The organism is Thermococcus celer Vu 13 = JCM 8558 (assembly GCF_002214365.1).
In the GTDB taxonomy this organism is placed as follows: domain Archaea; phylum Methanobacteriota_B; class Thermococci; order Thermococcales; family Thermococcaceae; genus Thermococcus; species Thermococcus celer.
Map to the genome: position 1 here is coordinate 1,366,587 of NZ_CP014854.1, position 21,774 is coordinate 1,388,360.

The 21,774-nt window shown below is 55.6% G+C and carries 25 protein-coding genes; 13 read left to right on the plus strand and 12 right to left on the minus strand.

Annotation, left to right across the window (positions count from 1 at the left end):
• Positions 1-283: 283 nt before the first annotated feature.
• Complete coding sequence (locus tag A3L02_RS07505; protein WP_157895752.1) at positions 284-550, plus strand: hypothetical protein; 267 nt, start codon at positions 284-286, stop codon at positions 548-550.
• A 139-nt stretch (positions 551-689) separates the two neighbouring features.
• On the opposite strand, the gene A3L02_RS07510 is transcribed toward A3L02_RS07505, so the two are convergent.
• The 4 genes from A3L02_RS07510 to tpiA all read right to left on the minus strand — a co-directional run bounded on the left by A3L02_RS07510 (position 690) and on the right by tpiA (position 2,909).
• On the minus strand, positions 690-1,307 hold the full coding sequence (locus A3L02_RS07510; protein ID WP_237268661.1) for a Holliday junction resolvase-like protein: 618 nt from the start codon (positions 1,305-1,307) through the stop codon (positions 690-692).
• Between the two features lie 48 nt (positions 1,308-1,355).
• Positions 1,356-1,652 carry a DUF3883 domain-containing protein gene (locus tag A3L02_RS07515; protein ID WP_088863330.1) on the minus strand — a complete coding sequence of 99 codons (297 nt, stop codon included), beginning with the start codon at positions 1,650-1,652 and terminating at the stop codon, positions 1,356-1,358.
• Positions 1,609-1,821, minus strand: a complete 213-nt coding sequence (locus A3L02_RS07520) for a hypothetical protein (RefSeq protein ID WP_088863331.1) — start codon at positions 1,819-1,821, stop codon at positions 1,609-1,611. Before A3L02_RS07520 ends, A3L02_RS07515 begins: the two co-directional genes overlap by 44 nt.
• 407 nt (positions 1,822-2,228) lie before the next feature.
• A complete protein-coding gene (gene tpiA, locus A3L02_RS07525; RefSeq protein ID WP_088863332.1) occupies positions 2,229-2,909 on the minus strand; it encodes a triose-phosphate isomerase in 681 nt (226 codons plus the stop codon).
• 260 nt (positions 2,910-3,169) lie between these two features.
• Here tpiA and A3L02_RS07530 point away from each other — a divergent pair, with 260 nt between their 5' ends.
• The 5 genes from A3L02_RS07530 (at position 3,170) to A3L02_RS07550 (ending at position 5,203) form a co-directional block, all read left to right on the plus strand.
• On the plus strand, positions 3,170-3,637 hold the full coding sequence (locus A3L02_RS07530) for a hypothetical protein (protein ID WP_088863333.1): 468 nt from the start codon (positions 3,170-3,172) through the stop codon (positions 3,635-3,637).
• 64 nt (positions 3,638-3,701) lie between these two features.
• Entirely contained in the window at positions 3,702-4,076 is a 375-nt protein-coding gene (locus A3L02_RS07535; RefSeq protein WP_088863334.1) for a DUF4405 domain-containing protein, read from the plus strand.
• Positions 4,077-4,149: 73 nt separating this feature from the next.
• Positions 4,150-4,353, plus strand: a complete 204-nt coding sequence (locus A3L02_RS07540) for a translation initiation factor IF-2 N-terminal domain-containing protein (RefSeq protein ID WP_054834051.1) — start codon at positions 4,150-4,152, stop codon at positions 4,351-4,353.
• Positions 4,354-4,702: 349 nt separating this feature from the next.
• On the plus strand, positions 4,703-4,999 hold the full coding sequence (locus tag A3L02_RS07545; RefSeq protein ID WP_088863335.1) for an ArsR/SmtB family transcription factor: 297 nt from the start codon (positions 4,703-4,705) through the stop codon (positions 4,997-4,999).
• Between the two features lie 3 nt (positions 5,000-5,002).
• Positions 5,003-5,203, plus strand: a complete 201-nt coding sequence (locus A3L02_RS07550; protein ID WP_054834049.1) for a hypothetical protein — start codon at positions 5,003-5,005, stop codon at positions 5,201-5,203.
• Positions 5,204-5,248: 45 nt separating this feature from the next.
• Here A3L02_RS07550 and coaD read toward each other — a convergent pair whose 3' ends face one another.
• Positions 5,249-5,788 (minus strand): phosphopantetheine adenylyltransferase, encoded by a 540-nt coding sequence (coaD, locus tag A3L02_RS07555; RefSeq protein WP_088863336.1) that lies wholly within the window; start codon positions 5,786-5,788, stop codon positions 5,249-5,251.
• 69 nt (positions 5,789-5,857) lie between these two features.
• On the opposite strand from coaD, the gene A3L02_RS07560 reads away from it, so the two are divergent.
• The 4 genes from A3L02_RS07560 to A3L02_RS07575 all read left to right on the plus strand — a co-directional run bounded on the left by A3L02_RS07560 (position 5,858) and on the right by A3L02_RS07575 (position 10,212).
• On the plus strand, positions 5,858-7,069 hold the full coding sequence (locus A3L02_RS07560; protein WP_088863337.1) for a hypothetical protein: 1,212 nt from the start codon (positions 5,858-5,860) through the stop codon (positions 7,067-7,069).
• Positions 7,070-8,389 (plus strand): acetate--CoA ligase family protein, encoded by a 1,320-nt coding sequence (locus A3L02_RS07565; RefSeq protein ID WP_088863338.1) that lies wholly within the window; start codon positions 7,070-7,072, stop codon positions 8,387-8,389.
• A 63-nt stretch (positions 8,390-8,452) separates the two neighbouring features.
• Positions 8,453-9,430, plus strand: a complete 978-nt coding sequence (locus A3L02_RS07570; RefSeq protein WP_088863339.1) for a bifunctional N(6)-L-threonylcarbamoyladenine synthase/serine/threonine protein kinase — start codon at positions 8,453-8,455, stop codon at positions 9,428-9,430.
• A complete protein-coding gene (locus A3L02_RS07575; RefSeq protein ID WP_088863340.1) occupies positions 9,421-10,212 on the plus strand; it encodes a DUF835 domain-containing protein in 792 nt (263 codons plus the stop codon). The genes A3L02_RS07570 and A3L02_RS07575 overlap by 10 nt, the downstream gene beginning before the upstream one ends.
• On the opposite strand, the gene A3L02_RS07580 is transcribed toward A3L02_RS07575, so the two are convergent.
• From A3L02_RS07580 to A3L02_RS07610, 7 genes are read right to left on the minus strand one after another with little or no spacing between them, the layout of a single operon-like run.
• A complete protein-coding gene (locus A3L02_RS07580; RefSeq protein WP_088863341.1) occupies positions 10,196-11,032 on the minus strand; it encodes an NAD(+) kinase in 837 nt (278 codons plus the stop codon). The two genes, A3L02_RS07575 and A3L02_RS07580, sit on opposite strands and share 17 nt — an antisense overlap.
• A gap of 54 nt (positions 11,033-11,086) precedes the next feature.
• Positions 11,087-12,121, minus strand: coding sequence for a lysylphosphatidylglycerol synthase transmembrane domain-containing protein (locus A3L02_RS07585; RefSeq protein ID WP_088863342.1), 1,035 nt, complete (start codon positions 12,119-12,121; stop codon positions 11,087-11,089).
• Between the two features lie 2 nt (positions 12,122-12,123).
• On the minus strand, positions 12,124-13,275 hold the full coding sequence (locus A3L02_RS07590; RefSeq protein ID WP_088863343.1) for an RsmB/NOP family class I SAM-dependent RNA methyltransferase: 1,152 nt from the start codon (positions 13,273-13,275) through the stop codon (positions 12,124-12,126).
• 9 nt (positions 13,276-13,284) lie between these two features.
• Positions 13,285-13,803: a DUF3201 domain-containing protein gene (locus A3L02_RS07595; protein ID WP_088863344.1), complete on the minus strand. Its 519-nt coding sequence runs from the start codon at positions 13,801-13,803 to the stop codon at positions 13,285-13,287.
• A 42-nt stretch (positions 13,804-13,845) separates the two neighbouring features.
• Positions 13,846-14,754, minus strand: a complete 909-nt coding sequence (locus tag A3L02_RS07600; protein ID WP_088863345.1) for an LEA type 2 family protein — start codon at positions 14,752-14,754, stop codon at positions 13,846-13,848.
• A gap of 50 nt (positions 14,755-14,804) precedes the next feature.
• On the minus strand, positions 14,805-17,174 hold the full coding sequence (locus tag A3L02_RS07605; RefSeq protein WP_088863346.1) for a COG1361 S-layer family protein: 2,370 nt from the start codon (positions 17,172-17,174) through the stop codon (positions 14,805-14,807).
• Entirely contained in the window at positions 17,171-19,426 is a 2,256-nt protein-coding gene (locus A3L02_RS07610; RefSeq protein WP_088863347.1) for a hydrophobe/amphiphile efflux-3 (HAE3) family transporter, read from the minus strand. The genes A3L02_RS07605 and A3L02_RS07610 overlap by 4 nt, the downstream gene beginning before the upstream one ends.
• A 129-nt stretch (positions 19,427-19,555) precedes the next feature.
• Here A3L02_RS07610 and A3L02_RS07615 point away from each other — a divergent pair, with 129 nt between their 5' ends.
• The 3 genes from A3L02_RS07615 (at position 19,556) to A3L02_RS07625 (ending at position 21,704) form a co-directional block, all read left to right on the plus strand.
• On the plus strand, positions 19,556-20,077 hold the full coding sequence (locus A3L02_RS07615) for a GbsR/MarR family transcriptional regulator (protein WP_088863348.1): 522 nt from the start codon (positions 19,556-19,558) through the stop codon (positions 20,075-20,077).
• A gap of 39 nt (positions 20,078-20,116) precedes the next feature.
• Positions 20,117-20,632, plus strand: a complete 516-nt coding sequence (locus A3L02_RS07620; protein WP_088863349.1) for a CDP-2,3-bis-(O-geranylgeranyl)-sn-glycerol synthase — start codon at positions 20,117-20,119, stop codon at positions 20,630-20,632.
• A 103-nt stretch (positions 20,633-20,735) separates the two neighbouring features.
• On the plus strand, positions 20,736-21,704 hold the full coding sequence (locus A3L02_RS07625; RefSeq protein WP_088863350.1) for a hypothetical protein: 969 nt from the start codon (positions 20,736-20,738) through the stop codon (positions 21,702-21,704).
• Positions 21,705-21,774: the final 70 nt, after the last annotated feature.

Consider the following 21,774-nt stretch of genomic DNA (forward strand, 5'->3'; position numbering starts at 1 on the left):
CCCTCACCCGATAAATGGAACGGAGTTTATTCTGCCCGATGATAGATAACGTTTTCTATCGGAGTGTATCCGATGGTGCCACTGGAACTTACCGACTGTTTTTACCCGTCCGTACTATCGAGGGGATGCATCTCGCGTGCGTTTGGACTTTTAACGGGAAATAAACCCGGGTGGCCCTTCTTTGTTTCCAGCTTGTCCCCTTCGTTTGGCCCCCTGGTGTCTTCTATCTGCTCAATCCGGTCGATGAGAAATCTTAAATAGAACAAAGTGGAAAGATAGAATGGTGAGAACGATGAAGGGGATTACACCCTACGAGTACTACGTCCCGGGAAGCCTCGACTGGTTGCGCGTGGTCAGGAGGATACGGGAAGCAAAGGACGGCGGGGAGATCCCGGAGTCGAGGAGGCTGTACCTCGTAACGAAGGACGTCATCGCCGTGATGCCCGTCCGCATGCCCCTCTACAAGGACGAAGACGGCAGGCTGTTCGTGGATAGGGAAGATCTGGCCACTTGGGACGAGTTCGAGAGGTACAGGGGATTGTTCGAGTGACAGGCGGTGGGGAAACGTCATGGCCCGTTAAAATCCTGGCAAGGCCTAAAAGATAGAATAAAGCGCGGGTAGGCTCTTCACTCCCGTAAGTTCTGGCTTTCGATTTCCTCGGGAGTGATGCCGCCGTTGTGGCCGCCCCCTACATGACGCGCTTCTCCATCTTCTGAACCTCAGAAGGGATGTGGAAGGTTATCCACGAGACCCTTTTCTCCTCAACAGCCCGTTTTATCGCCCTTTCCCTTGGCGTTAGATTTTTGGTCCTGCCGCTCTTGACCTCGATGAACACTATCTCCTCCACTTTTCCTTCCTCGAGCCCCTTGAAGGCGATGAAGTCCACCGGCTGGCCGAGGAACCTTACTTCTTTGGAGTTGATGCCATAGTTCGTGAAGAAGAGCAGCGGTGCGAGTTGTTCGCCGATGCGCCCGAGTATCGTGGCCGTTGAGCGGGAGATTGCGTCCTTTCTTATTTTCTCCTCCTCTTTCTGCCTCCATTCCTGGAATCTCGCTTTGTACTGACTCTCCAAGCTCTGAAATATCAACTTCTTCTGTTCTTCCAGTTCCTTTGTTCTCCATTCGTTGAACATTTTTTGGGCTTGCTCGGTGGCTATCGCCGAATTCTTGGCTTGAAGCTCTGTTAACTTTTTATCCATGTCCACGAGGGCCTCTTGAAGTTTCTTCGTTTCTGCCTTTGACTTCAGCAGCAGCACCAACAGGACTATCACTAAAAGGAGTAACAATATCGAAAGCATGTCCATCATTTTCACCTCCATCATTTCGTTCTTCAACATTAACCACATGACGGAAAATCAAAACTCAACTTTCTCCCCCTTGTTCTTCCATTCCTCGATGGGGATGAGATATTTGATCTCTCTGTGCTCCACTGGCTTTAGGTTCTCTGCAGGGTTTTGGATTACGTAGAGAGTGGGGTTCTCACGGACATTCGCCACGATATAGAGCCAGTATTTATCCCCAAGTCTTCTTGCAGCAATCCATTCGTTGTACGTTAGTTCTACATCCCCCAAATGGGCACGTGCTTTGACTTCTATGTACCTCTCACTCTCAATGGGGATCGGCTTGAAAATCCAGGAGGTTCTTAATAACAGTTATTTTCGTTAACATGTCTGGCGTGATGACGACTTCCGCGAGGTTCTTAGAATTGATGTATTTACCCAAGATAACTACATTATCTCCTACTGGCATAGTTGTAATAACTTTTAGTTTTTCAGAGAGAAACGGAGCGTGAATTATGTCCCCTTGTTTTATTTTCACCATTTCCATCCACCTTTAATATCATCTTGAATTGGGAATAATAAGTGTTTCGGATAAGATAAAAAGGATATTATTGAAATTTAGTTACGTTCATTTGCTTAGAGTTTTGCTCTTAATGGACAATTATCTTATGCGGGTAGACAGAAAACCATGCAAGTGATTGCACCGAAGAAGGTCAGTTCATTGACATTGTAGCAACGTGTTATTGACATTTTTCTTTTTCAAACCTTACCCCTCAGGGCTGGAGGAGGTTGGATTTAAAAATCAATCACCATAAGAAGAAATGAGGGGTACCCTACGGGAGGGCCTCCGTGGAGTTTCACCTTGGCAGAACCCAGCACAAACTCCATGCCCATATACATAAATGAGATAGGGTGGAAAACTCCAGGACAAAGACAAAGGAAAACCCCTCAAACTATCAGAGAAACCAGGTCCCTTATCGCCTTCTCCGGGTCCTTCGCCTTCGTCACGCCGCTGGCGAGGAGAACGCCGACGCTCCCGAGCTCCAACGCTTTCTTGACGTCCTCCCCCGTGGAGATGCCGGCCCCGGTGAGGACCTTGACGTCCGGGTTCACCCTCCTGACGAGCTCGACCGTGTCAGTTATGACCTCGGGCTTCGCCTTGCTGACGGGGATTCCCGTTCCTATGAGTTCCGGCGGCTCGACCGCGACGTAGTCCGGCCCGAGGGCGGCGACCGCGGCGCTGACGGCCGGGTTGTTGGAGCAGACCATCGTCATCAGCCCTACTTCCTCGGCCCTCCTTATCGCCGCCTCGAGGTTGGCCAAGACCATCCTGTTCTCCGAGTGGTTGAGGAGAGTTCCAACCGCTCCGGCCTCCTTGACCGCCTCCGGCAGAACGTGGCCGGTGTGGCTCCCCGGCGTTATCGGGTCGATGTGCTGGGCGAAGACCGGGATCTCAACCTCCTGGGCCACCCTGTAGAGGTCGGCGAGCTGGGGGGCGACGACGATGGTTATCCCCGTCTCCTTCCACACCTTCTCGGCGGCCTTCGCTATCCTCAGCGCTCCATCGCCCGTGGCCTGGGCGTAGGTCTTGAAGTTAATCGCTATTATCGGCTCCTTCAGCTTCGACATCCGTATCACCGAGGGTGAGTTAACGCCCGGCCCTTAAATCCTTTTGCGTGTTGAATGGATCGTGGGATATAAGCTCCTTCCCACTTGAAGGTTCCCCTTCTTGGCCCCCTCTCCAAGCCACCCTCATGATTATATCTAACCACACGCCACCACATCGACTATCCTGACGCCCTCTACTCCAGGACCCTTCCGGACCGAAACATTTATAAAGTACAAGCACATATGTAATATTGAACTTACATATGAAGAGGTGAAGAAACATGTGGAAAAAGTTGTTTGGAATAGGATTGTTGGCTTTGGGTCTGTTTGGTTTAGTGTTTGGAGCAGTAGCAGCATACCAAGGGGAACCTGGACCAAACCCAGAAATCAATAGAGAAATGATGCCTGCCCAAGCTATGGAAATGAAAGGATATGGACACCATGGAGAAAGAGGAAAGCCCCAATTTATGGGCTTAGGAGCTATGGGACAAAATCTTGAAGAAGTCAGCATAGAGGAGATTAGTGAAAAAGCTGAAGAAATTTTGAGCCAAGTAACAATTGAAGAGTTCACCAACCCAAGAGGTCTCACAATTCAGAGGCTCGTCTATGATGGGCAATACATTGGAAAAGTAGTTGGCGACTACAACCTCAGTGAGCTGAGCATCTACAAAGCCTTTGAGACACAGATGGGCATTAAGGTCTTCCTAGGCTATGAGGGTCAGATAGTTGGATTCTTCCTAATAAAGTGATTTCCCTTTTTCCAATCTTTTAAGTAAGTGTGATGATATGAAAGTCAGTGAAGGAGGCGACTGAATGAGGGTTCCCAGATGGGTAAGACCAATTTTAGATTTATTGCTAACCATCGATTTCATAATAGAAGCACTATCAGGAATAGCCCTTTACTTAGCACCAAGTGGCAAAATAGCAGAGATTACAAAGTGGACTTTCCTAGGGCTAAACAAAGATGTTTGGAACGCTTTACATGTGTATTTTGGCTTTGCTATGATAGTGTTAGTTGCAATACATTTGTTTGTGAACTGGAACGCAATGATTTGCCTGCTTAGGGGCATGATAAAAAACAGAAAAACAAACAAGATAAACGTTAAAAATGTCCTTGGAATAGCCATAGTTAGCCTCTTATTCATAGGGGGGGGCGGTAATATATTCACTAAAAAGCCTAGAAAGTGAAAGCGATTATTACACATCGAGTGAATATGAAACAGTATCCAACACGGCAGAAGAGGTAGAGATCACGGGAAGCATGTTAGAAACATTCACGATAGAAGAACTTGCTCAAGCATACAATATTTCAGCTGATAAACTAATAGAAATCTTAGAGAAAGACTATGGTATTAAAGCGTCAAAGAACGAACTTCTTGAGGTTGTCATGGCAAACAATGGATATGCAAGAGGAGATTTCAAATACATCCTTGAAGAAGCTATATTAAAAGCTAAGGAGGGCTAACCATGCCCGGACCTTATTTTTCTCCTGCCTATGGATGATTCGCAAAAGCCGAGTATTTACTAATGATCTTTTGGCTAATATTGTTAGTTGTGTTTTTGGTATCCTTTTGGCATTTGAGACAAAGTATCAATGAAATAAAAGAAGAAATCAATGAAATTAGACCAAAAATTGTTGAGCTTAATCGAGAGAGTAAGGAAATAGTGGAGATGCTTGAAGAGGTGTGAATTAGTAAATTAAAAAAGTTCAAAATTTTGAATTGCTGTCCTCTTACGTGCTTAGAAAACTTTTTATTTTCCTCCAACGACTCTTTATCTATATAATTAACAGCTGCCTTATGTAAGTGATAGACATGGTGAAAACAATAAAAGAGCTCTCAACCATCACAGGGGCGTTGAGTTCCCCGGTGCGTATCAGGATACTAAAGATGCTCGTTGAAAAAGAATGGTACGTTTATGAGTTAGCCAAAACTTTAAACATCTCCCGTCAGCTTTTATATCTCCATTTAAGAAAACTTGAAAAAGCAGGCTTAATAGAGAGTGAGCTTCGCTTAGAACCAAATGATCCAAGAGCTAAAAAGTATTATAGGGCAAAGCCTTTTAGGATTATCATAGATAATGAGCTTATAAAAAACTTAAAGGAGGAGTGAAAGATGGCACCTTATGGTGTAACGCCAAGCGGATGGGTTTCAATTGTTTTAGGGCTTATACTTCTCGCGATAGTTGTTTTTGCCTTCTGGAGCATGAACAAGACTATGAATGATCTTAAGGTAGAGCTTAACAATTTAAGAAATGTTCTTGAGGAGACAAGAAAAAACACTGAAGAAGTAAAAAAGAAGCTTGAAGAAGTTTGATTTGGAGGTTTAAATTTGAATGGATTATTTTACATTTTCTTGCTCTCACTTATCCCAACCTTTGAAGGAAGATATGCCATGGGGGCGGACACCGGAGGGATGTTCCCTAGTAGGTCTTTTCCTCGGGTTCCCGAGGGGGTCTATCAGGCCGGCCCTTATCAGGGAAGAGCTGATTTTGGGGCCGATGGCGCTCTTAACGAGGCCTATCTTGACTATCTCGAGTGGTTTAAGCCCCTTCTCCACCCTCGCCCTGTTGACGATGAGCGCGCCCTTGTAGGTCTCCTCGCTGACGACTATCGCCTCGAGGCCTTTCATCCCGTCGGCGAAGCCTATCGCGGTGTGTATCTTGATGACCCGGTAGTTCGAGTAGCCGTTCACCTCGAAGAACTTGAGGAGGTCCCTGAGGCGGATCTTGTAGGGCAGGATTCTGTCGGCGTAGGGCTTGTCCCGTATCATCTCGTCCGATGTTAGACCGACGTAGACGTACTCCCCGACCTCGAAGGCCTTCCTCAGCAGGGCCTTGTGGCCGAGGTGGAGCCTGTCGAAGGTTCCGCCAACGACCACCTTCCTGTACCTTTTTCTCATGGAAGGAACTTTGTGGATGAACCAATAAGCTTTTTTATTCGTCGGGGAGATTTCGATGGAGGTGGTTGAATGAGGCGGTTAATGGCTATGGTAATCGTTATCCTTCTTCTCACCCCGCTCCTCAGCGAAGCCAGCGCGGCGGACAAGCCCCAGTCCCTTTTCATGATCGACATGACCATCAGGGTGAGCCCGGTTAACGTCGAGAACGCGTCCACGTGGATGGGGCTATTCCAGATACACGCCGTTCTAAAGGACCCCGGCCAGCGGGCCTACTTCCAGTACCTGGCAGCCAACAACAGCACGAAGGCCAGGGAGGAGTTCGGGGACTTCGTGAAGCAGTTAATCTACGACAACATGAGGGACAACATCAAGAGGAGGTTCAACGCCGCCAACGTGAGCGGCACGATATACCTTCCCCCCGGGGGCCCCGTAGAGGTCCTCAACAACTGGTCCGCGGTTGTGACCTTCTACCTCACAAACTTCCTCATCAGCGACGGGGACGTTCTCAGGTGTCCGCTGAGCGGCCCCCTCGATTTCGTCTACAAAGGCCACGTCTTCAGGTACACCTGGGACAGGCTCACGCTGATTCTGCCCCGGGGTTACGGGATAAAGAACCTGGCCCCCGTCCCGGACGATCTGAGCGATGGAGTCGCCGTGTGGAACGGTGGGTACTTCATCCCGCTGATAGAGCTCTACGCCAACAACTCCACTTCCACCGGAACCCGGGTGCTCTCCTACGCGGAGTTCCTCAACTCGACGAGGAAGGAGATTTCTCTCGTTTACGACCCAGACGAGGGTTACGTCCAGTTCAACGCAACGTTCACCGGCGCCAGCGCTACCCCCTCGATAACAAGCCGGCTACTCGCGAGCTTTAGGGCCACGATGAACGTTATCAGCATGGACGCCAGGGAGGGGAACGGTTCCCTCGTCATCATCGGGGTTGCCAGGCCCGAGGTCGCCTACCAGGAGACGTCCTCCGAAAGGATATGGAAGGCGGTGGTGAGGCTCCCGGGGAGGTTTGACAACGTCTCCGTTAGGGGAGGCGAGTACGTCCTCGCGCCCGACAACACCCTGATAATAACCGTCAAGGAGAAGAAATCGAGGCTTAAACTCTACGCCGGTGGAGTGGCCGCCGTGCTCGTGATAGCGGCCGTTGCTATTCTGTGGAAAAAACGGGCCGGTAAGGGGCCCGAAACCTCCGGCGAGAACCCGTCATCCAAAACCGAACCCGAAACGGAAGGAAACGGGGGTTCCGAGGAACCCGACGGGGGAGGTGAATGAATGGACTTCTTCTTTTATCCCTCCAGCGTCGCCCTCTTTGGCTCCTTCAGGGAGGGAGCGATAGCCCGTGAGATCCTCAGGAACATCGTGGAGGGTGGCTTCGAGGGGAAGATAATAGCGGTCAACCCGAGGGGCGGGACCGTCGAGGTCGCCGGAAAAACCTTCGAAGTCCGCGATAGGCTCGATGAAGCCGTCGACCTCGCGATAATCGCCGTTCCCGCGAGGTTCGTTCCCTCCCTGATAGACGAAATCGGTCCGCTGATCAAGGGCGCCGTCGTCATAAGCGCCGGCTTCTCCGAGGTCGGGAACGATGAACTCGAGCGCGAGCTGATTGAGAAGGCTAAGAAGCACAAAGTTAGGATAATCGGACCGAACTGCGCCGGGATCTTCGGGGTCCACGCGAGGTTCTTCGGCTCCTTCGAGGTCCGCGTTAAGCCTGGCGGGCTGGCACTGATAAGCCAGAGCGGGGCCTTCGGCGGGGCGGCCCTCGCGATGGGCAACGAGGAGGGGATAGGCTTCTCGGCCTTCGTCTCCTACGGGAACGCCGCGGACCTGAACGAGAGCGACTTCCTGGAGTACTTCGCGGACGATGAAAACACAAAGGCCATAGCCCTCTACGTCGAGGGGGTTAGGGACGGGAGGCGCTTTCTGAATGCCCTTCGCTACGCCTCCCGGAAGAAACCGGTCATCGTCCTCAAGGCCGGAAAGAGCGTTAGCGGTGCTAAAGCCGCGGCCTCTCACACGGGCTCGCTCGCTGGGAGCTACGAGATCTACCGGGCGGCCTTCAGGCAGGCGGGGGCGATAGAGGTCGAGGAGATGGAGGAGCTCTTCGACGCGGCGAAGGCCTTCGAGATGTACCCCAAGGCGGGAAGGAGGGTCGCGGTCATCACGAACTCCGGCGGGCCCGGTGTCCTCGCGACGGACAGGCTCGAGAAGCTCGGCCTGGAGATGGCGGGGCTAAGCGAGAAAACCGTAGGGGAGCTCCGCTCTTTCCTCCCACCCCAGTGTTCCGTGAAAAATCCGATAGACCTCATAGCGGATGCCGACTACGAGCGCTATAAGAGAACCATCGAGACGGTCTGCAAAGATGAGAACGTCGATTCTCTCCTGGTCATCTGCGTGCCGCCCATATTCGTCCCGAGCCGGGAGGTGGCGAGGGCCATTCTTGACGCGAACTGCAACAAACCCGTCATCGTCAACTTCATGGCGGGAGAGCTCGTGAGGGACGGCGTTGAGCTCCTTGAGAAGGAGGGAATCAAGAACTTCCCGACGCCGGAGAGGGCCGCAAGGGCCCTTCACTGGCTGTCCCTGCGCTCGTGAATTTTTATGGCTCTACATCCGTCAGGTTTTTATACCCTTTCCTTAACCCCCTGGCGATTGTCGATGATAGCCTTGGGAATAGAGGGAACCGCCCACACGCTCGGCATAGGTATCGTCACGGAAGAGAAAGTCCTGGCCAACGTATTCCACACCCTCACCACCGAGAAAGGGGGCATACACCCGAAGGAGGCCGCGGAGCACCACGCCCGTCTCCTCAAGCCCCTTCTGAGGAAAGCCCTGGAAACAGCCGGAATAACCATGGATGACGTTGACGTCATAGCGTTCTCCCAGGGGCCCGGCCTCGGTCCCGCGTTGAGGGTGGTCGCCACCGCCGCTCGGGCGCTCGCGATAAAACACGGCAAGCCCATAGTCGGGGTAAACCACTGCATAGCCCACGTCGAGGTAACCAAGATGTTCGGCGTTAGGGATCCCGTCGGCCTCTACGTGAGCGGGGGTAACACCCAGGTCTTGGCCCTCGAGGGCGGCCGCTACCGCGTCTTCGGCGAGACGCTCGATATCGGCATAGGCAACGCGATAGACACCTTCGCGAGGGAACTCGGCATAGGCTTTCCCGGCGGGCCCAGGATAGAGAAACTCGCTCAAAAGGGGGAACGCTACGTTGAGCTCCCCTACGCGGTGAAGGGGATGGACCTCAGCTTCTCCGGAATACTCACGGAGGCGGTCAGGAAGTACAGGACCGGGAAGTACCGCGTCGAGGACCTCGCCTACTCCTTCCAGGAGACGGCCTTCGCGGCCCTCGTTGAGGTGACGGAGAGGGCCTTAGCTCATACTGGGAAAGACGAGGTCGTCCTTGTCGGTGGCGTCGCCGCCAACAACAGGCTGAGGGAGATGCTTCGGATAATGGCCGAGGACAGGGGAGCTGAGTTTTTCGTTCCGCCCTACGACCTCTGCAGGGACAACGGTGCGATGATAGCCTACACCGGTTTGAGGATGTACCGCGGGGGCGTCCGCTTCAGGATAGAGGATACCGTTGTCAAGCAGAAGTTCAGAACGGACGAGGTGGAGGTCGTATGGAGCTGACGGTTTCTCTGCCGGTGTTCATCGCCGATCTAATCCTGCTTGCCGTCATCGGCTACGCGGCTTTCTACGGCCTCAAGCGGGTCAACCGCTACGAGGGGGCTCTCAGCAGGTTCATAACAATAACGACGCTCTCGCTCCTTCTGGCCTTCATAGGGAGGGTGATTGACGTAGTCGACGATTTCATTGGAAACCAGAGCGTGCTGTTCTACATTGAAGAAACTCTCTACTTCTTTTCCATAATCGGGGTGACATACGGGGTTATAAACTACATCGGGAACGTTGAGAAGCGGATCTTCCCGGTACCCTCTGGAGAGGCTTTCGGGGGGGAGCTGGTTCCGGGCGGTTTTATGTACCTCGGTGATAACTTGGGTGAGATCCTGGAGTTCCTGAAAAAGGCGGAGATTCCCGCGATGGTCGTCACAAGGAGCCCGTGGAGGTATGAGGGAGCCCCCGAAAACGTTAGAACCCTCTGGGTGACGCAGGCGGCTGAAAACGGTGTCGGCCCGACGAAGCTTCACGTTATTCTGGATGGTGCGGTGAAGTTCTTCCGGAGCGGCGGGAAGCTCGTCGTGATAGACTGCCTCGAGGTCCTCGTCCTCTACAACGACTTCCAGTCCGTTTTCCGGTTCCTCTCAACGCTCAAGGACTACGCGATCGAAACGGGTTCAACCGTCCTTCTACTGGTTGATGAGTCCACCATAGACGAGAGGCAGATGTCGCTTCTGAGGAGGGAGTTCACCCCGGTAAAATCTCTGAGGGAACTCCTCAGAACTTCCCCTTGATCTTCTGGGTGTACTTCGGATAAACCTCGTCCGTGAAGCGCACGAACCTCGCCTTCCTGGGGGAGAGCTTCACGGTTATCTCCGTCTCCGGCTCGAGATGGATGTAGAACTGCCCGTCGATGGCGAGGATTATCTCCCTGTTGGCGGCCATGTTCCTCACGTCCACCGTGCTCCCCGCGGGCACTATCATCGGCCTCGAACTGAGCGCTATCGGTGCGAGGGGGGCTATGACAACAACGTCCAGCCTCGGATCGACGAAGGGCCCGCCCGCGCTCATCGCGTAGCCCGTCGAACCTGTCGGCGTTGATATTATCAATCCATCCGCCCGTATCTCGTCGGCCAGGCCCCCGTCTATGTAATACTTAAGGTGGATTATCTTCCCCGGGATTCCCGTTAGAACCGCCACCTCGTTGAGCGCGTCCGGGACGGTGCTCTCCCCGTTGATGTAAGTCCTGAGCTTTATGCGCTCGTCTATGTGGTACTCCCCCCCCAGGAGTTTGGTGAGGGCGAAGAACGTCTCGTGGGGCTCCACCTCCGTTAGAAACCCGAGGGTGCCCATGTTTATCCCGAGGATCGGTATCTCCTTCCTCGTCCTGTGCTCTATCCTCAGTATCGTACCGTCCCCGCCTATCGCGATTATGAAGTCCACGTCGAAATCCTCGAGCGGACGGACGTCCTCCTCTCTGAACTCGGAGAGGTGCTCGTAGGTCTCGCTGTCCACAACCACCTCGTATCCGCTGACCCTGAGGAAATCGTAGACGCGGTAGGCCAGCTTCAAAGCCGCTTCCCTATCCCTCCGGGCAACTATCCCAAACCTCATGTCCGTAGCTTCCCCCGTGCGCGGTGTTAACTTAGATGATGCCGGAGGAGGGATTTATACCTTTCCCTTTCCGTTCGATTGCCTCCCGGCCCTAACCCTCACGCCGAAGTGGGCGGTGACGACCGCACCTATTGCTGTGGGGGCCCAGTAGGAGATAAGCCTCTCGAGGAGCGTCGCGGTTACGGCCGCGTCCTTGTTTATGCCGAGGAGAACGTAAACGGTGGAGTTTATGGCCTCTATCAACCCGGCCCCGCCGGGTATGAGGGAGAACATCCCGACCACTATCCCTATCGTCTGCACCACCATGACGTCAGGGAGGGTTATCGACCGGTTTATGCTGAGGAATATGAAGTAGGAGCGAAGCAGAACGAGGAACCAGAAGAGGAAGGAGTAGAGGAGGGCGATGAGAAAGGCCGACCTGTGCTTCATGAGGAGCTTGAAGTTCTCCTGGAAGCGGGGCACGTCGACTTCGACGGCCCTGATGAACTTTTCCTCGTACTTCAGCGCCTTTCCAGGCATTATCCTCTGGAACCTGCGGTAGAACCAGTACAGGATACCCTTGGTTTTCCTCTCGCTCAGGAGGATCCCAACGGTGGCCAGCACCACCGCGGCGAAGAACACGTCCAGGAGGAATATCGTCAGGGTTAGGGTGAGTGAGCCGAGCCTGTAAACGTGAACCGTCGCGAGGAGGAGCATCACCACAACCGGGATGAGGTCCATTATCCTGTCCATGGTTACGGTCGCGAAGACGTGGCCGTAGGGCTGGCCCGTTCTCTTGGATATGTAGTACATCCTGACCGGCTCTCCCCCACCCCTCGCTCCGGGCGTGACGTTGTTCACGAAGATCCCAACGAAGAGGCCGCCGACTATCGTCTTCATCGGGGCGTCGATGCCGAGGCTCTTCAGCAGAACTCGCCAGCGGAGGGCCCAGATGATCACGGCCAGAACGTAGGCCAGAACAGCCAGCAGGAAGTATTCGAGCCTTGATTTCCTGAGTATCCCAAGCACCTCGCCTACCCCGGCCCACCACAGGAGCAGCAGGATTATGAGCAGGCCGATGCCCAAGATGGAGTACTTCCTCCAGTCCATGGCTACACCTTCCTGAACCTGGCTATGAAGAACCCCTGCGTTAGGTGCCTGTTGGGATAGAACCTCTGGACCCCTTCGATGCCTATGCCGCTCGACCCGATGAAGAGGCTCTGCTCCTCGAGCTTTAAACCTTTCCCGAGGATGTACCGCACGTTACCCTCGTTCTCCTCGTAGCTGAGCGTGCAGGTGGAGTAGACCAGAACCCCTCCCCTCCTCAGGGACTTTATCGCGGCGTTGATGAAGTGCCTCTGGTAGCGCGCCGTCGCCTCCACCTCCCTCGGGGTTCTGCTCTCCCATAGCTTGGGCCTTATCCCCAGCGCGGTGCACGGTGCGTCAAGGAGTATCTTATCGGCCTCGATTCCCAGTTCCGGAAGCTTTCGCGAGTCCATGCGGACGAGCCTAACGTTCTTCACTCCGAGTCTCCTGAGTTCCTCCTCCATCTTCCCCAGCCTGTTCCTTGACTTGTCCATCGCTATTATCTCGCCCCGGTTCTCCATCAGCTGGGCGATGTGGCTCGTCTTTCCCCCCGGCGCGGCGGCCATGTCGATTATCAACTCCTCCTCGCTCGGCTCGAGGACGCGGGCGACGACCATGGAAGGCAGGCTCTGGGCGTAGAAGAGGCCCTTCTTAAAGCTCTCGAGCTCGCTCAGGCTCGGGAGTTTGAACTTGGGCAGGGTAACCTCCACCGCCAGACCCCTCGTCGAGACCACCATCTCCTTTGCGCTCATCCTCGCGATCCCGATCCCGACGAGAAGCCCCCGTGGGTCCCTTATCTCCACCTCGTCGCCGGGCTTTATCCTTTTATCCGCCTGGAGGACGCCGGGAGCGTAGAGCATCGCCCCCTGGTAAACGCTCTCGCTCGCGAACTTGTTGGCCCTCACCACGGGCAGGTGGGGCTCGTAGTCGTCCGGGAAGTTCGGCCCCTCGCGCTCGAAGTAGATCCCCTCCTTGAGGTGGGGACTTCGCTTTGGCCTGAGGCCCTCCCGCCTGAGGATGCCCATGAGCTTCGAACGGCTCGTCTTGAGGGTGTTCACCCTTATGTAGTACTTCTCCACCGGCGTTCTGAGGGACGCCATTATCTCCTCCGCCTCTCCCCCGAAGAGCCTTTGATAGTACTCCCTCAGCTCCGCCGGGAAGGCTTCCTCGTAGCTCATAGCCCCACCTCAGAGGTCGAAGATACCGAAGCGCTCCCCGAGGTCTATCACCCTGAGGATCCCCCGCTTCAACGCCTCCGCGCTTCCGAAGTTGGCCTCGAACTGGAAGAGGTTTTCGTCGCTCTTCTCAATCCTCTCGAGAACCTCCGTGGGGGAAACCCGTCCGTCGCGCCTCCAGTTGTAGACGTCGCTCAGGAAATCGCTCGCCCCGTATATAAAGCTCCTCGGGAATATCTCGAGGAACAGGCCGACGAAGTTCTCGTTTACCCTCTCCCTCGGAACGGCCACGACGAGGTAGTAGCTTTCCGGCGTCGCGCCGGCCTCCATCTGGGGCTTTATCTCGAAGGCCGGGTGGGGGTACCTCATCGCTTTCCACTCGCCGTCGAGGAAGATGTAAGCTCCGAAGACCTCCTCGACGTCCTCAACCTGAAACCCCCTCTTCCCAAGTTCCTCCCTGAGCTCCTCGTTGAGGGTGAAGATGCTCTCCCACATCCCGTTGAGAAACTCGTGGATCTCCCTGACGTTCATTTCTCTCACCGAAAACAGAAGAGAGAGGGGACTTAAAAACCTTCATCCGAGGGAGAGGTTCTCGAGCATGCCGTTTATGGTGCCTATGATGTCCGTCTCCAGCGTCTCCTCGCGGCTTATCAGCTTTATGTGGTAGTCCCTCCCGAGTGCGGTTATGTCCAGGTACAGGTTGACCTTTAACCTGCTGATCTCCCCGTTCTTCACGTGGGCCTCCCAGACGCCTGGGAGGGCGTTTTCGTCGATGAGAGTCTCGACGTTCACGGTTGCGTAACCTCTGGCCGGGATAACCACCGTTTTGAGGCTCTTTCCCTGGCCTATCCTGACTCCGTTGGCGTAGGCATCGAAGCTCACCTTTCCCACCGGGACCGGGAAGCCGTTGGGGTTGTAGAGCTTCATGTGGGCTATGAGAACTGCCTCACCGTTTCTCTCCCCGACCCACTCAAATTTCGTCCCCACCAGAGCGGGGGTTTTAACGAGCCCGCCGGCGAGCTCTTTGCTCTCCGTGGTGAAGTTCAGGTGGGAAAGGATGTCCTCGCTCACCTCCTCCTTCTGGTCGAGGTTAACGGGTATCACCCAGAGGAACTTTCCCCCGAGGTGAATCCCGAGTTCCCCTCTCTGGCCGTTGTTCATGTAGGCCACGAGGGCGCGGATGAGTTTCCGGTTGTCTATCGCTATCGCCATGCTTATATCCGGTCTCGTCGCACTGTAGTCGAACCTCGCGACCCTGGCCACGGGGATTCCCGCGAGGCTCAGACTGAGGTTGTCCACCTCCACCGGAACCAGCAGGGGTTTGTCCAGCTTTGCGTTAACCCATAACTCGGTGGTGTTCTCGTCAACGTAGCCCCAGCTGGCGTGAACCGTTGGGCTGGCCGTTACGACGGCGTAAATCACGTAGCCCAGCCATACCATGACCACCAGCACCAGGCCGAGTACCGGGAGCTTCCAGTTCATCCCTTTTCACCCGTTATCCTATTCTCCCCGGAGGTTTAAACGTTTCCGGCTTACCCGACCCTCTTCCTGTACGTGTAGAGCACCGCCACGATAACCAGCACACCGATCACAACTGCCAGGTTCCTCAGGTTGGTCTGGCTTTTCGTGTTTTCCTTCACTCCGATGGTTATCGTCCTCTCGAAGACGTAGACGTTGTCGTCCCCCTGGTTGGGGTCTCCGACGGCCCTTATGCGCAGCTGGAAGTTGTAGTCCTTGGGAATCGCGTCCTTCTCGATGCTGAGGACTATCACACCTTCGCCGGTCTGGCCCGGCTCCAGGTCGCCCACGTAGTCCGTTCTCTTGTCCAGGCTGAAGGGCTGATCCGCCTTTACGACGCCTTCGATGAGCACGCTCGTGGCCTTCTCGCCTCCGGTGTTCTTCAGCTCGACGTAGACGTTGACGCTCTCCCCCTGAATGGGCTCGGGATTGAGGTGAACCCCCACGACCTCTATATCGGGCTTCGCACCGATCATGACCGGAACCATGAGGGTGGTGTTCTTCTCCACCCCGAGGTCGTTGGTGTACGTCACGAGCAGGGGTATCTCGTAGGTTCCGGAGCTGGCGTTGTCGGCGACGTTTATCCTGAAGGATCCCCTCGCCGAGTCGCCCTTCCCCAGACTCCCCAGGCCGATAACCTGCTCGCTGCTCTGGCTGAAGGAGAAGGGCCATTCCGGCATGGGCCTGGCCACAACCGTTCCGGCAGTCCCCGTGCCGACGTTTTCCACCTGGAAGTCCACCTCCACGTTGTCGGTTCCGGGGAGTATCCTGTTCGGGGAGGTGGAGACCCTCGAGAGTATCAGCTTCGCCCTTCCCGTAACGTCTATCCCGACGAGCCTCTCGTCCGTTATCTCCTCCCCGTTCGGCTCGGTGAGGTAGTCCAGCCCTATCCTGAGGGGATAGACCCCGTTCTCAAGCCTGTCGTTGGCCTTGACCCTGAACTCGAGTGTGGTCTTCTCCCCCGGTCCGAGCTCCGCCACGTACTTCACGTTGTCCTCCCCAACCGGCAGGAACGCCTCCACGTTCTGCTTGGCGAGCTCGACCATGATCCTGTTGAGGGCGTCCTGAAGGCTCTGGCTCAGTTGCTCGCTCCCCTGGACCGGGAGCCCGGAGAGGGCGGCGAGATCGACGTTCTTTACCTCCCCCTGCACGGGCACCTTGTAGGATTCTATCTTCAGGCCGATGGCCCTTGCCGGCTCCTCCCCGGTGTTTTCGATGGTGAAGCGGACCGTGAACGTGTCCCCGGGGCTTATCTCCCGCGGTGAGGTGTCAACCCCGGTTATCTCCACGAAGGCCGCTCTGGGCTTCTTGACGGTTAGCGCCACGAAGTTGTAGCCCTGCATCATGCGCATGGTTGAGCCGAGACCCGTGAAGTAGGCGACGCCAACGTAGAGGGGATACGTTCCAACGTCCGCGTCCGGGTTTATCTTTATCCTGAAGGTCAGGGTCGCGTTCTCCTTGCCCTCGAGGTACTCGATGTACTGAACGGCGCTCCCCTCGGGGTAAAAGACGCTCTTCGACATCCCGCTCTGGCTCAGGGCCATCGAGACCGCGCTCGCTATCGAGGAGCTGTCGTTGAAGCCCATCGGCGTCGGGGTGACGAAGACGTTAAGGTAGCGCACCTTTTGAGCACCCTCGTTCCTGAGGTGGACCTTAACGGTGACGGTATCCCCGGGATGGACCGTATCCGGTACCTCAACGCTTGAAACTACCATCCCGGGTGCGGTCGCCGCCCTCCACTCTGGTGGTCCACTTATGCTTATCCTGACGCCATTGGGGTAAACCTCGTTGGCGGTAACGTAAACCGTCTGGTTGTCGACGTTGAGCTCCACGGTCTCTCCTTCCCGGACGGGGGTTACGTCGGGGTAGGTTACCTTCATCAGAACGTCTTCCTTGTTTATACCGAGTTCCGGGTGCTCCTCGATGGTTTTTACAACGGCCTCCGCTATCTCCCCGGGGGACGCGGAGTTCAGCCACTGATAGAAACCCGCGGCGTTTGCCAGGAGGCAGGCGTTGAAAGCGGCGCTGTTGTTCACGTACTGCTCGCACTGGGCCACGTCGTAGCCCTGCGTCTCCGCCATCGCCATCAGGAAATCCGGGTTGAGGAGAAGGCGGTTTATCTTGTTCGGATCAGGCACCAGTATCGTCCTGTACTCCGCGTTGAGTATCCTGCCGTCCTTCACCACGAAGAGGAAGGCGTAGTAGTCGCCGCTCCCGTAGTCCTTCTGGGTGTCCACGAGGGTGACCAGGAGCGGGCCAACCAGGATGGCCTCGCCCCTGTCGAGGTACCCCTCGAAGAGCGGACTCCCCGTTGAGGCGCTCACGCCACTTGAGAACAGAGCGGTTATAAGGATAAGAACAACGGTCAATCCTATCCTCCTCATTCTCCATCACCTCCGGTGTTCCTTCCGTAAAAGATCTGTAATAAGGCGGGGGTTACGAGGTAGGCTGCGAACATGGACGCGAATATTCCAAAGGCCAGTGTTTTTCCGAAGTCGTGTATCGTCGGGAGCTCGCCCGCGAGTAACGCTAAAAAGCCCCCGGCGGTGGTCAGCGCCCCGGCCAGTATGCCCGGCCCCACGCTCTCGACGGACGTGACTATGGGCCTGGGGTTGCCCTCTTTCACCTCCTCGAGGAAGCGGTGGGTGAGGTGCATGCCGTAGTCCACGCCCAGCCCCACTATCATAGAGATGACCCCGGCCAGGCTCTGGGTGAAGGGAATCCCCGCGAGCCCCATAAAACCGAGGGTCCAGAGCGCACCGAGGAACATCGGCGTTATCATCGCCACCGAAACCTTCGGACGCCTGAAGAGAAGGAGAACTATAAGCACGACGAAGAGGGTTCCGTAAGTGGATACGCGGTTTATCTCAACGCTGGTGATCCCGTCGAGCACGTAGTTCAGGTAAGTGTCCCCCGTGGGGGAGAGCTCAACCCCCGGCGGAAACTCCGTATCTTCGGCCCTTGTCGTTTCCTCCTCGAAGTACCTCATTATCCTCCTGAAGTCGTCCATCGAACCCCCGAAGTCCCCCTTGAACTTGATAAGGGTCATTGAGTAGTCGCCCGAGACGAGCCCCGTGTTTTTTATGGCCTCCGATATCTCTTCCCTGTCGTTCGGGATGTAACCGTACTTGTCCCTGACTACGTCGGCTATGCTCTCCGAATCAATGACACCGTTGTAATCGGAATCGGCCTTTATCTCGTTCTCGAAGCGGTATATCCCCCTCACGATCGCCGGGTTTCTAACGTCATCCGCCTTGAGAAGGACGTAAAGCTCACTCTGGCCACCAAAATTGTTCGTGATGTCGATTAGGGCCTCTATCTCCGGTACCCCCTCGGGGACCATCTTCTCGAGCCTGACCTCCGTCGTCACCCGGGTCACCCCGTAACCGAAAAGGATGGTTATCAGAAGGACCGCCGTCAGAAAGACCGAGGGTTTCCTCCTTATGGCCTCCCCCAGGCCGTGGAAGACCTTAGCCACCAACCCCGAGCTGGAGCGGACCTCCGGAAGGACGTGGTGGCCCCTCAGGCGCTTCATCACGTCCTCCTCAAGGATTATGACCGCGGGGGTTATGACAACTGCGTTGAGCGCCGAGAGGCTTAAACCGAGGATCAGGGCGGTGGCGAGGTGGTGGAGCATGGGTATGCTTGAGAGGTACATCGCGGCGAAGCCGGCTATGGTGGTTAAAGCCGCTCCAAGGAGGGCCTTTCCGGTCTCGGCCACCGCCTCCTCCGCTGATTCCTCCACGCTCCTTCCCCTCCTTCTCTCCTCGTAGTAGCGGTTGGTCACGTGGATCCCGTAGTCTATTCCCATTCCTATCATCATCGCCCCGACCGTGGTGGTCGCCAGGTCGAGGGGGATGCCCATGATCCCCATGAAACCGAGCGTCATCGTAACTCCAAATAGGAGTGGGATCAGCGGAATGGCGGCCTTTACCGGGGAGCGGTAGAAGTAGAGGAGAAGCGCGAGAACGAGGATGAGGGCTATCGCCATCGTGCTGTTCAGGTCACTCTGAAGGAGCTCAAGTATGCGGTAGCTTATCCCCACGTTCCCTGTCTGGATGACTTCGACGTTCTGGGGAAAGTTGACGCTCTCTATGTCCTTTTCTATATCATCGTGGATCCTCACGAGGGTTTTCGTGTTCTCCTCCCGGTTTATCGTCACGGCTATTATCGTGGTCGTGTAGTCCCGGCTCACGAGGCGGTACCTCTCCTCTTGGGGGAGCATGTCCAGGACGAACCTCGCTTCCTCCTCGTTATTGGGAAGCCTTCCCAGAACCTGAATGTAAACGTCCGCGATGCTCGCGGTGTCCGTCACGTACGCCCTCTTCCTGAGCCTCTGCTCGAGATCGTAAATCGCCCCGATGACCCCTGGGTCACGGACGTCGTAAACGCCCCCGGGTTCTATCGAGCTCACCTTGACCATTATCAGCGTGCTATCCCCGCCCTGGAACTCGTTCTGGAGGGCGGTGTAGTCGTCTATGGCCGGGTGGTTTTCAGGTAGCATGCCCCTGAGACCGCTCTCAAAACGCAGGTTCTGGATGCCGTACAGCGAGAGAACCAAGAGGAAGACCGCCACAAGCGCGAAGGCGATTCTGTACCTCACGATGATCCTCGCCGTGGCCCTTAGTGGATCCATAGCCTCTCCCCCAATTTTCGGAAATTTCCGAAAGTTTTAAATATAAAAAACTTAAAAACCTTTCCTCGGTTGATTGCCTGGTTTCGTTTCGACGATGACATAAAAGCGACGTAGAAGAGGGTGTTGGCCGTGGGAATCGAAGAGGCCCGGAGGATAATCATGGAGCATTTCGCTGGAGCAGCGAGGAGATTTGGTCTCAACGAGCTTTACGGTTACATCTACGGCGTTCTCTTCCTCGCGAAGGATCCCCTGAGCCTGGGTGAGGTAGCCGAGGCCACGGGTTATTCCCTTTCCCACGTGAGTACCGCCCTCAAGTTCATGGAGCGGGTGGGCCTCGTCGTGAGACTCAAAAAGCCCGGCGACAGGAAGGTTTACTACACCGTCCCAAAGCTCCTGAGGGACTGGAGGCGGGCGACGTACTACTCCAGCCTACTTGAGGACGTCCGGCAGACCCGGATGAACCTTGAGAGGGCCCTAAAGGAGCTTGAGGGAGAGGATGGTGAGGAGGCCGAGTCGATAAGGAAGGCGATTGAGTTCGTCATGAGGAAGAACGCCCTCGTCGAGAGGATCCTGGCGTTCCTCCTCGAGCACGATAACGAGGTGGTCCTCGAGAGGCTCCTGAACTGCCTCGAATCGGGCGGGGAGCGGTAGCTTTAAAACCCGCCCCGGATACTCAGGCTGGGTGGAATAATGGGGTCACTTTCATCCCTCCTCTGGGCGCTGTGGTACGTCCTCCCGGCGTACTTCGCCAACGCCTCCCCGGTTCTCGTCGGCGGCGGGCGGCCGATAGACGGTGGTAGGACCTGGCGCGACGGGAGGAGGCTCCTCGGCGATGGGAAGACGTGGAGGGGCCTCGCAGGGGGGGTCACGATAGGCACCCTTGTAGGGGTCCTCCAGTACTACATCACCCCCGGCTATTACGGAAGCCTTAAGACCGCGGTTCTGCTGGCTTTTCTCCTCTCGTTCGGCGCCCTCATCGGGGACCTCACGGGTAGTTTCATCAAGCGGCGCGTGAACCTGCCGAGGGGTGCTCCAGCCGTAGGCCTCGACCAGCTGGGTTTCCTAATAAGCGCGTTGGCCTTCGCCTATCCGGTTAAGACGGTCTCCAGCGGCCAGATGCTCTTCCTTCTCCTCTTTACCCCCTTCGTTCACTGGGGCGCCAACTACCTCGCCTACAGGATGGGCTGGAAGAGCGTGCCGTGGTGACTGCTTTGGTTTTCTGTCTTTTGTTTACCCTTCCTGATTGTGCGCGAAATCTGGAAGGGAAAAGTATTTATGGCCCGGCGCGTCCTTCATTCGGGGTTGAATAATGAGACGATGGAGCGGGATCCTGGTGGCCTTCCTCGTCGGGGTGGGTCTTTTAACCCTCTCCTCTGCCACTCCCCAGAACGTAACGGTGGCCTCGGGCCCCGGTTATCACCTGACGGCGTGGATGGAGTGCGCCCCCAAACTAATCACGAAGGGCGAGGATTCGGTAACGTGCAACGTCACGGTGCGGAACTCGGGAAGTGCCCCCTGGAGGATCCGGTTATTGGATGTCTACTTTGCCAACGCTAAAGTGTACGATGATGGTACGAGCCACAACTTGGTGGTTCCAAAACCGCGTAGCCTTGACCTCGAGCCCAACTCCTCCGGGTTCTTCACCTTCACGATACCGATTAACGATGAACTTGAAAGGAGGCTCCAAAAAAGCCCGCGTGAACCCGGAACGCCGGTAACCGTTAGGGTATATCTGGACCAGATGGAAAAACCCGTGGTGTACACCGTGAAAATGGACCCGCGGCCGGTCGCTGACCGCAATCCTGTGGATCCGTTGGAGCTGTTCCTCTATTATTTCGGCTTTACTTTTTTCTTCGTTGTCCTGTACGCCTACAGGATAACCGTGGGCAACTTCTCCCGCGGCTGGGGGGTCTGGGCCGGGTCTGTGCTTCTGTGGGCTACGGGCATGGCCCTCATGCTGCTCATGGGGCTTGTTTACAACGCTCCCGACTCCCTCTGGGTGCCCCTCTTTATGTGGGTGGTTACCTTTGGGGATCCTGAAACCAGTGGAAAACTGTTCAAGGGGCTCTCGAAAGGTCTGGCGGGCCCCTTACTCTACCTCGCGGCCCTCTTTGCGCTCTCGTACGGTCTGGTTTACTGGAAACTGGGTTTGAGGGGGGCCTGGATTCCCCTCGGTATCGTTCACCTGGCCTACGCGGGCCTGGTGTACTACGCCTACAGGATATGGAGGGGGGAGAACCCGGCCGGCAACAATGAGGTACCTGGCGATTCGGGGTGATGCCTTCGGTCTTCCTGAACCTCTGGGTGTTCAATAGACCACTTTGGCGGGTTCGTAACGGCCACCGAGC

What these genes read in the sequence shown, in the direction of transcription:
- A3L02_RS07520 (WP_088863331.1), bottom strand. Translation starts at nt 1,821, where the DNA reads ATGGTGAAAATAAAACAAGGGGACATAATTCACGCTCCGTTTCTCTCT.
- A3L02_RS07545 (WP_088863335.1), top strand. Translation starts at nt 4,703, where the DNA reads ATGGTGAAAACAATAAAAGAGCTCTCAACCATCACAGGGGCGTTGAGT.
- A3L02_RS07580 (WP_088863341.1), bottom strand. Translation starts at nt 11,032, where the DNA reads ATGAGGTTTGGGATAGTTGCCCGGAGGGATAGGGAAGCGGCTTTGAAG.
- A3L02_RS07600 (WP_088863345.1), bottom strand. Translation starts at nt 14,754, where the DNA reads ATGAACTGGAAGCTCCCGGTACTCGGCCTGGTGCTGGTGGTCATGGTA.
- A3L02_RS07620 (WP_088863349.1), top strand. Translation starts at nt 20,117, where the DNA reads ATGGGGTCACTTTCATCCCTCCTCTGGGCGCTGTGGTACGTCCTCCCG.
- A3L02_RS07575 (WP_088863340.1), top strand. Translation starts at nt 9,421, where the DNA reads ATGGAGCTGACGGTTTCTCTGCCGGTGTTCATCGCCGATCTAATCCTG.
- A3L02_RS07540 (WP_054834051.1), top strand. Translation starts at nt 4,150, where the DNA reads ATGTTAGAAACATTCACGATAGAAGAACTTGCTCAAGCATACAATATT.
- A3L02_RS07625 (WP_088863350.1), top strand. Translation starts at nt 20,736, where the DNA reads ATGAGACGATGGAGCGGGATCCTGGTGGCCTTCCTCGTCGGGGTGGGT.
- A3L02_RS07550 (WP_054834049.1), top strand. Translation starts at nt 5,003, where the DNA reads ATGGCACCTTATGGTGTAACGCCAAGCGGATGGGTTTCAATTGTTTTA.
- A3L02_RS07565 (WP_088863338.1), top strand. Translation starts at nt 7,070, where the DNA reads ATGGACTTCTTCTTTTATCCCTCCAGCGTCGCCCTCTTTGGCTCCTTC.
- A3L02_RS07610 (WP_088863347.1), bottom strand. Translation starts at nt 19,426, where the DNA reads ATGGATCCACTAAGGGCCACGGCGAGGATCATCGTGAGGTACAGAATC.
- A3L02_RS07605 (WP_088863346.1), bottom strand. Translation starts at nt 17,174, where the DNA reads ATGAGGAGGATAGGATTGACCGTTGTTCTTATCCTTATAACCGCTCTG.
- A3L02_RS07590 (WP_088863343.1), bottom strand. Translation starts at nt 13,275, where the DNA reads ATGAGCTACGAGGAAGCCTTCCCGGCGGAGCTGAGGGAGTACTATCAA.
- A3L02_RS07570 (WP_088863339.1), top strand. Translation starts at nt 8,453, where the DNA reads ATGATAGCCTTGGGAATAGAGGGAACCGCCCACACGCTCGGCATAGGT.
- A3L02_RS07530 (WP_088863333.1), top strand. Translation starts at nt 3,170, where the DNA reads ATGTGGAAAAAGTTGTTTGGAATAGGATTGTTGGCTTTGGGTCTGTTT.
- A3L02_RS07510 (WP_237268661.1), bottom strand. Translation starts at nt 1,307, where the DNA reads ATGATGGACATGCTTTCGATATTGTTACTCCTTTTAGTGATAGTCCTG.
- A3L02_RS07535 (WP_088863334.1), top strand. Translation starts at nt 3,702, where the DNA reads ATGAGGGTTCCCAGATGGGTAAGACCAATTTTAGATTTATTGCTAACC.
- tpiA (WP_088863332.1), bottom strand. Translation starts at nt 2,909, where the DNA reads ATGTCGAAGCTGAAGGAGCCGATAATAGCGATTAACTTCAAGACCTAC.
- A3L02_RS07585 (WP_088863342.1), bottom strand. Translation starts at nt 12,121, where the DNA reads ATGGACTGGAGGAAGTACTCCATCTTGGGCATCGGCCTGCTCATAATC.
- coaD (WP_088863336.1), bottom strand. Translation starts at nt 5,788, where the DNA reads ATGAGAAAAAGGTACAGGAAGGTGGTCGTTGGCGGAACCTTCGACAGG.
- A3L02_RS07595 (WP_088863344.1), bottom strand. Translation starts at nt 13,803, where the DNA reads ATGAACGTCAGGGAGATCCACGAGTTTCTCAACGGGATGTGGGAGAGC.
- A3L02_RS07560 (WP_088863337.1), top strand. Translation starts at nt 5,858, where the DNA reads ATGAGGCGGTTAATGGCTATGGTAATCGTTATCCTTCTTCTCACCCCG.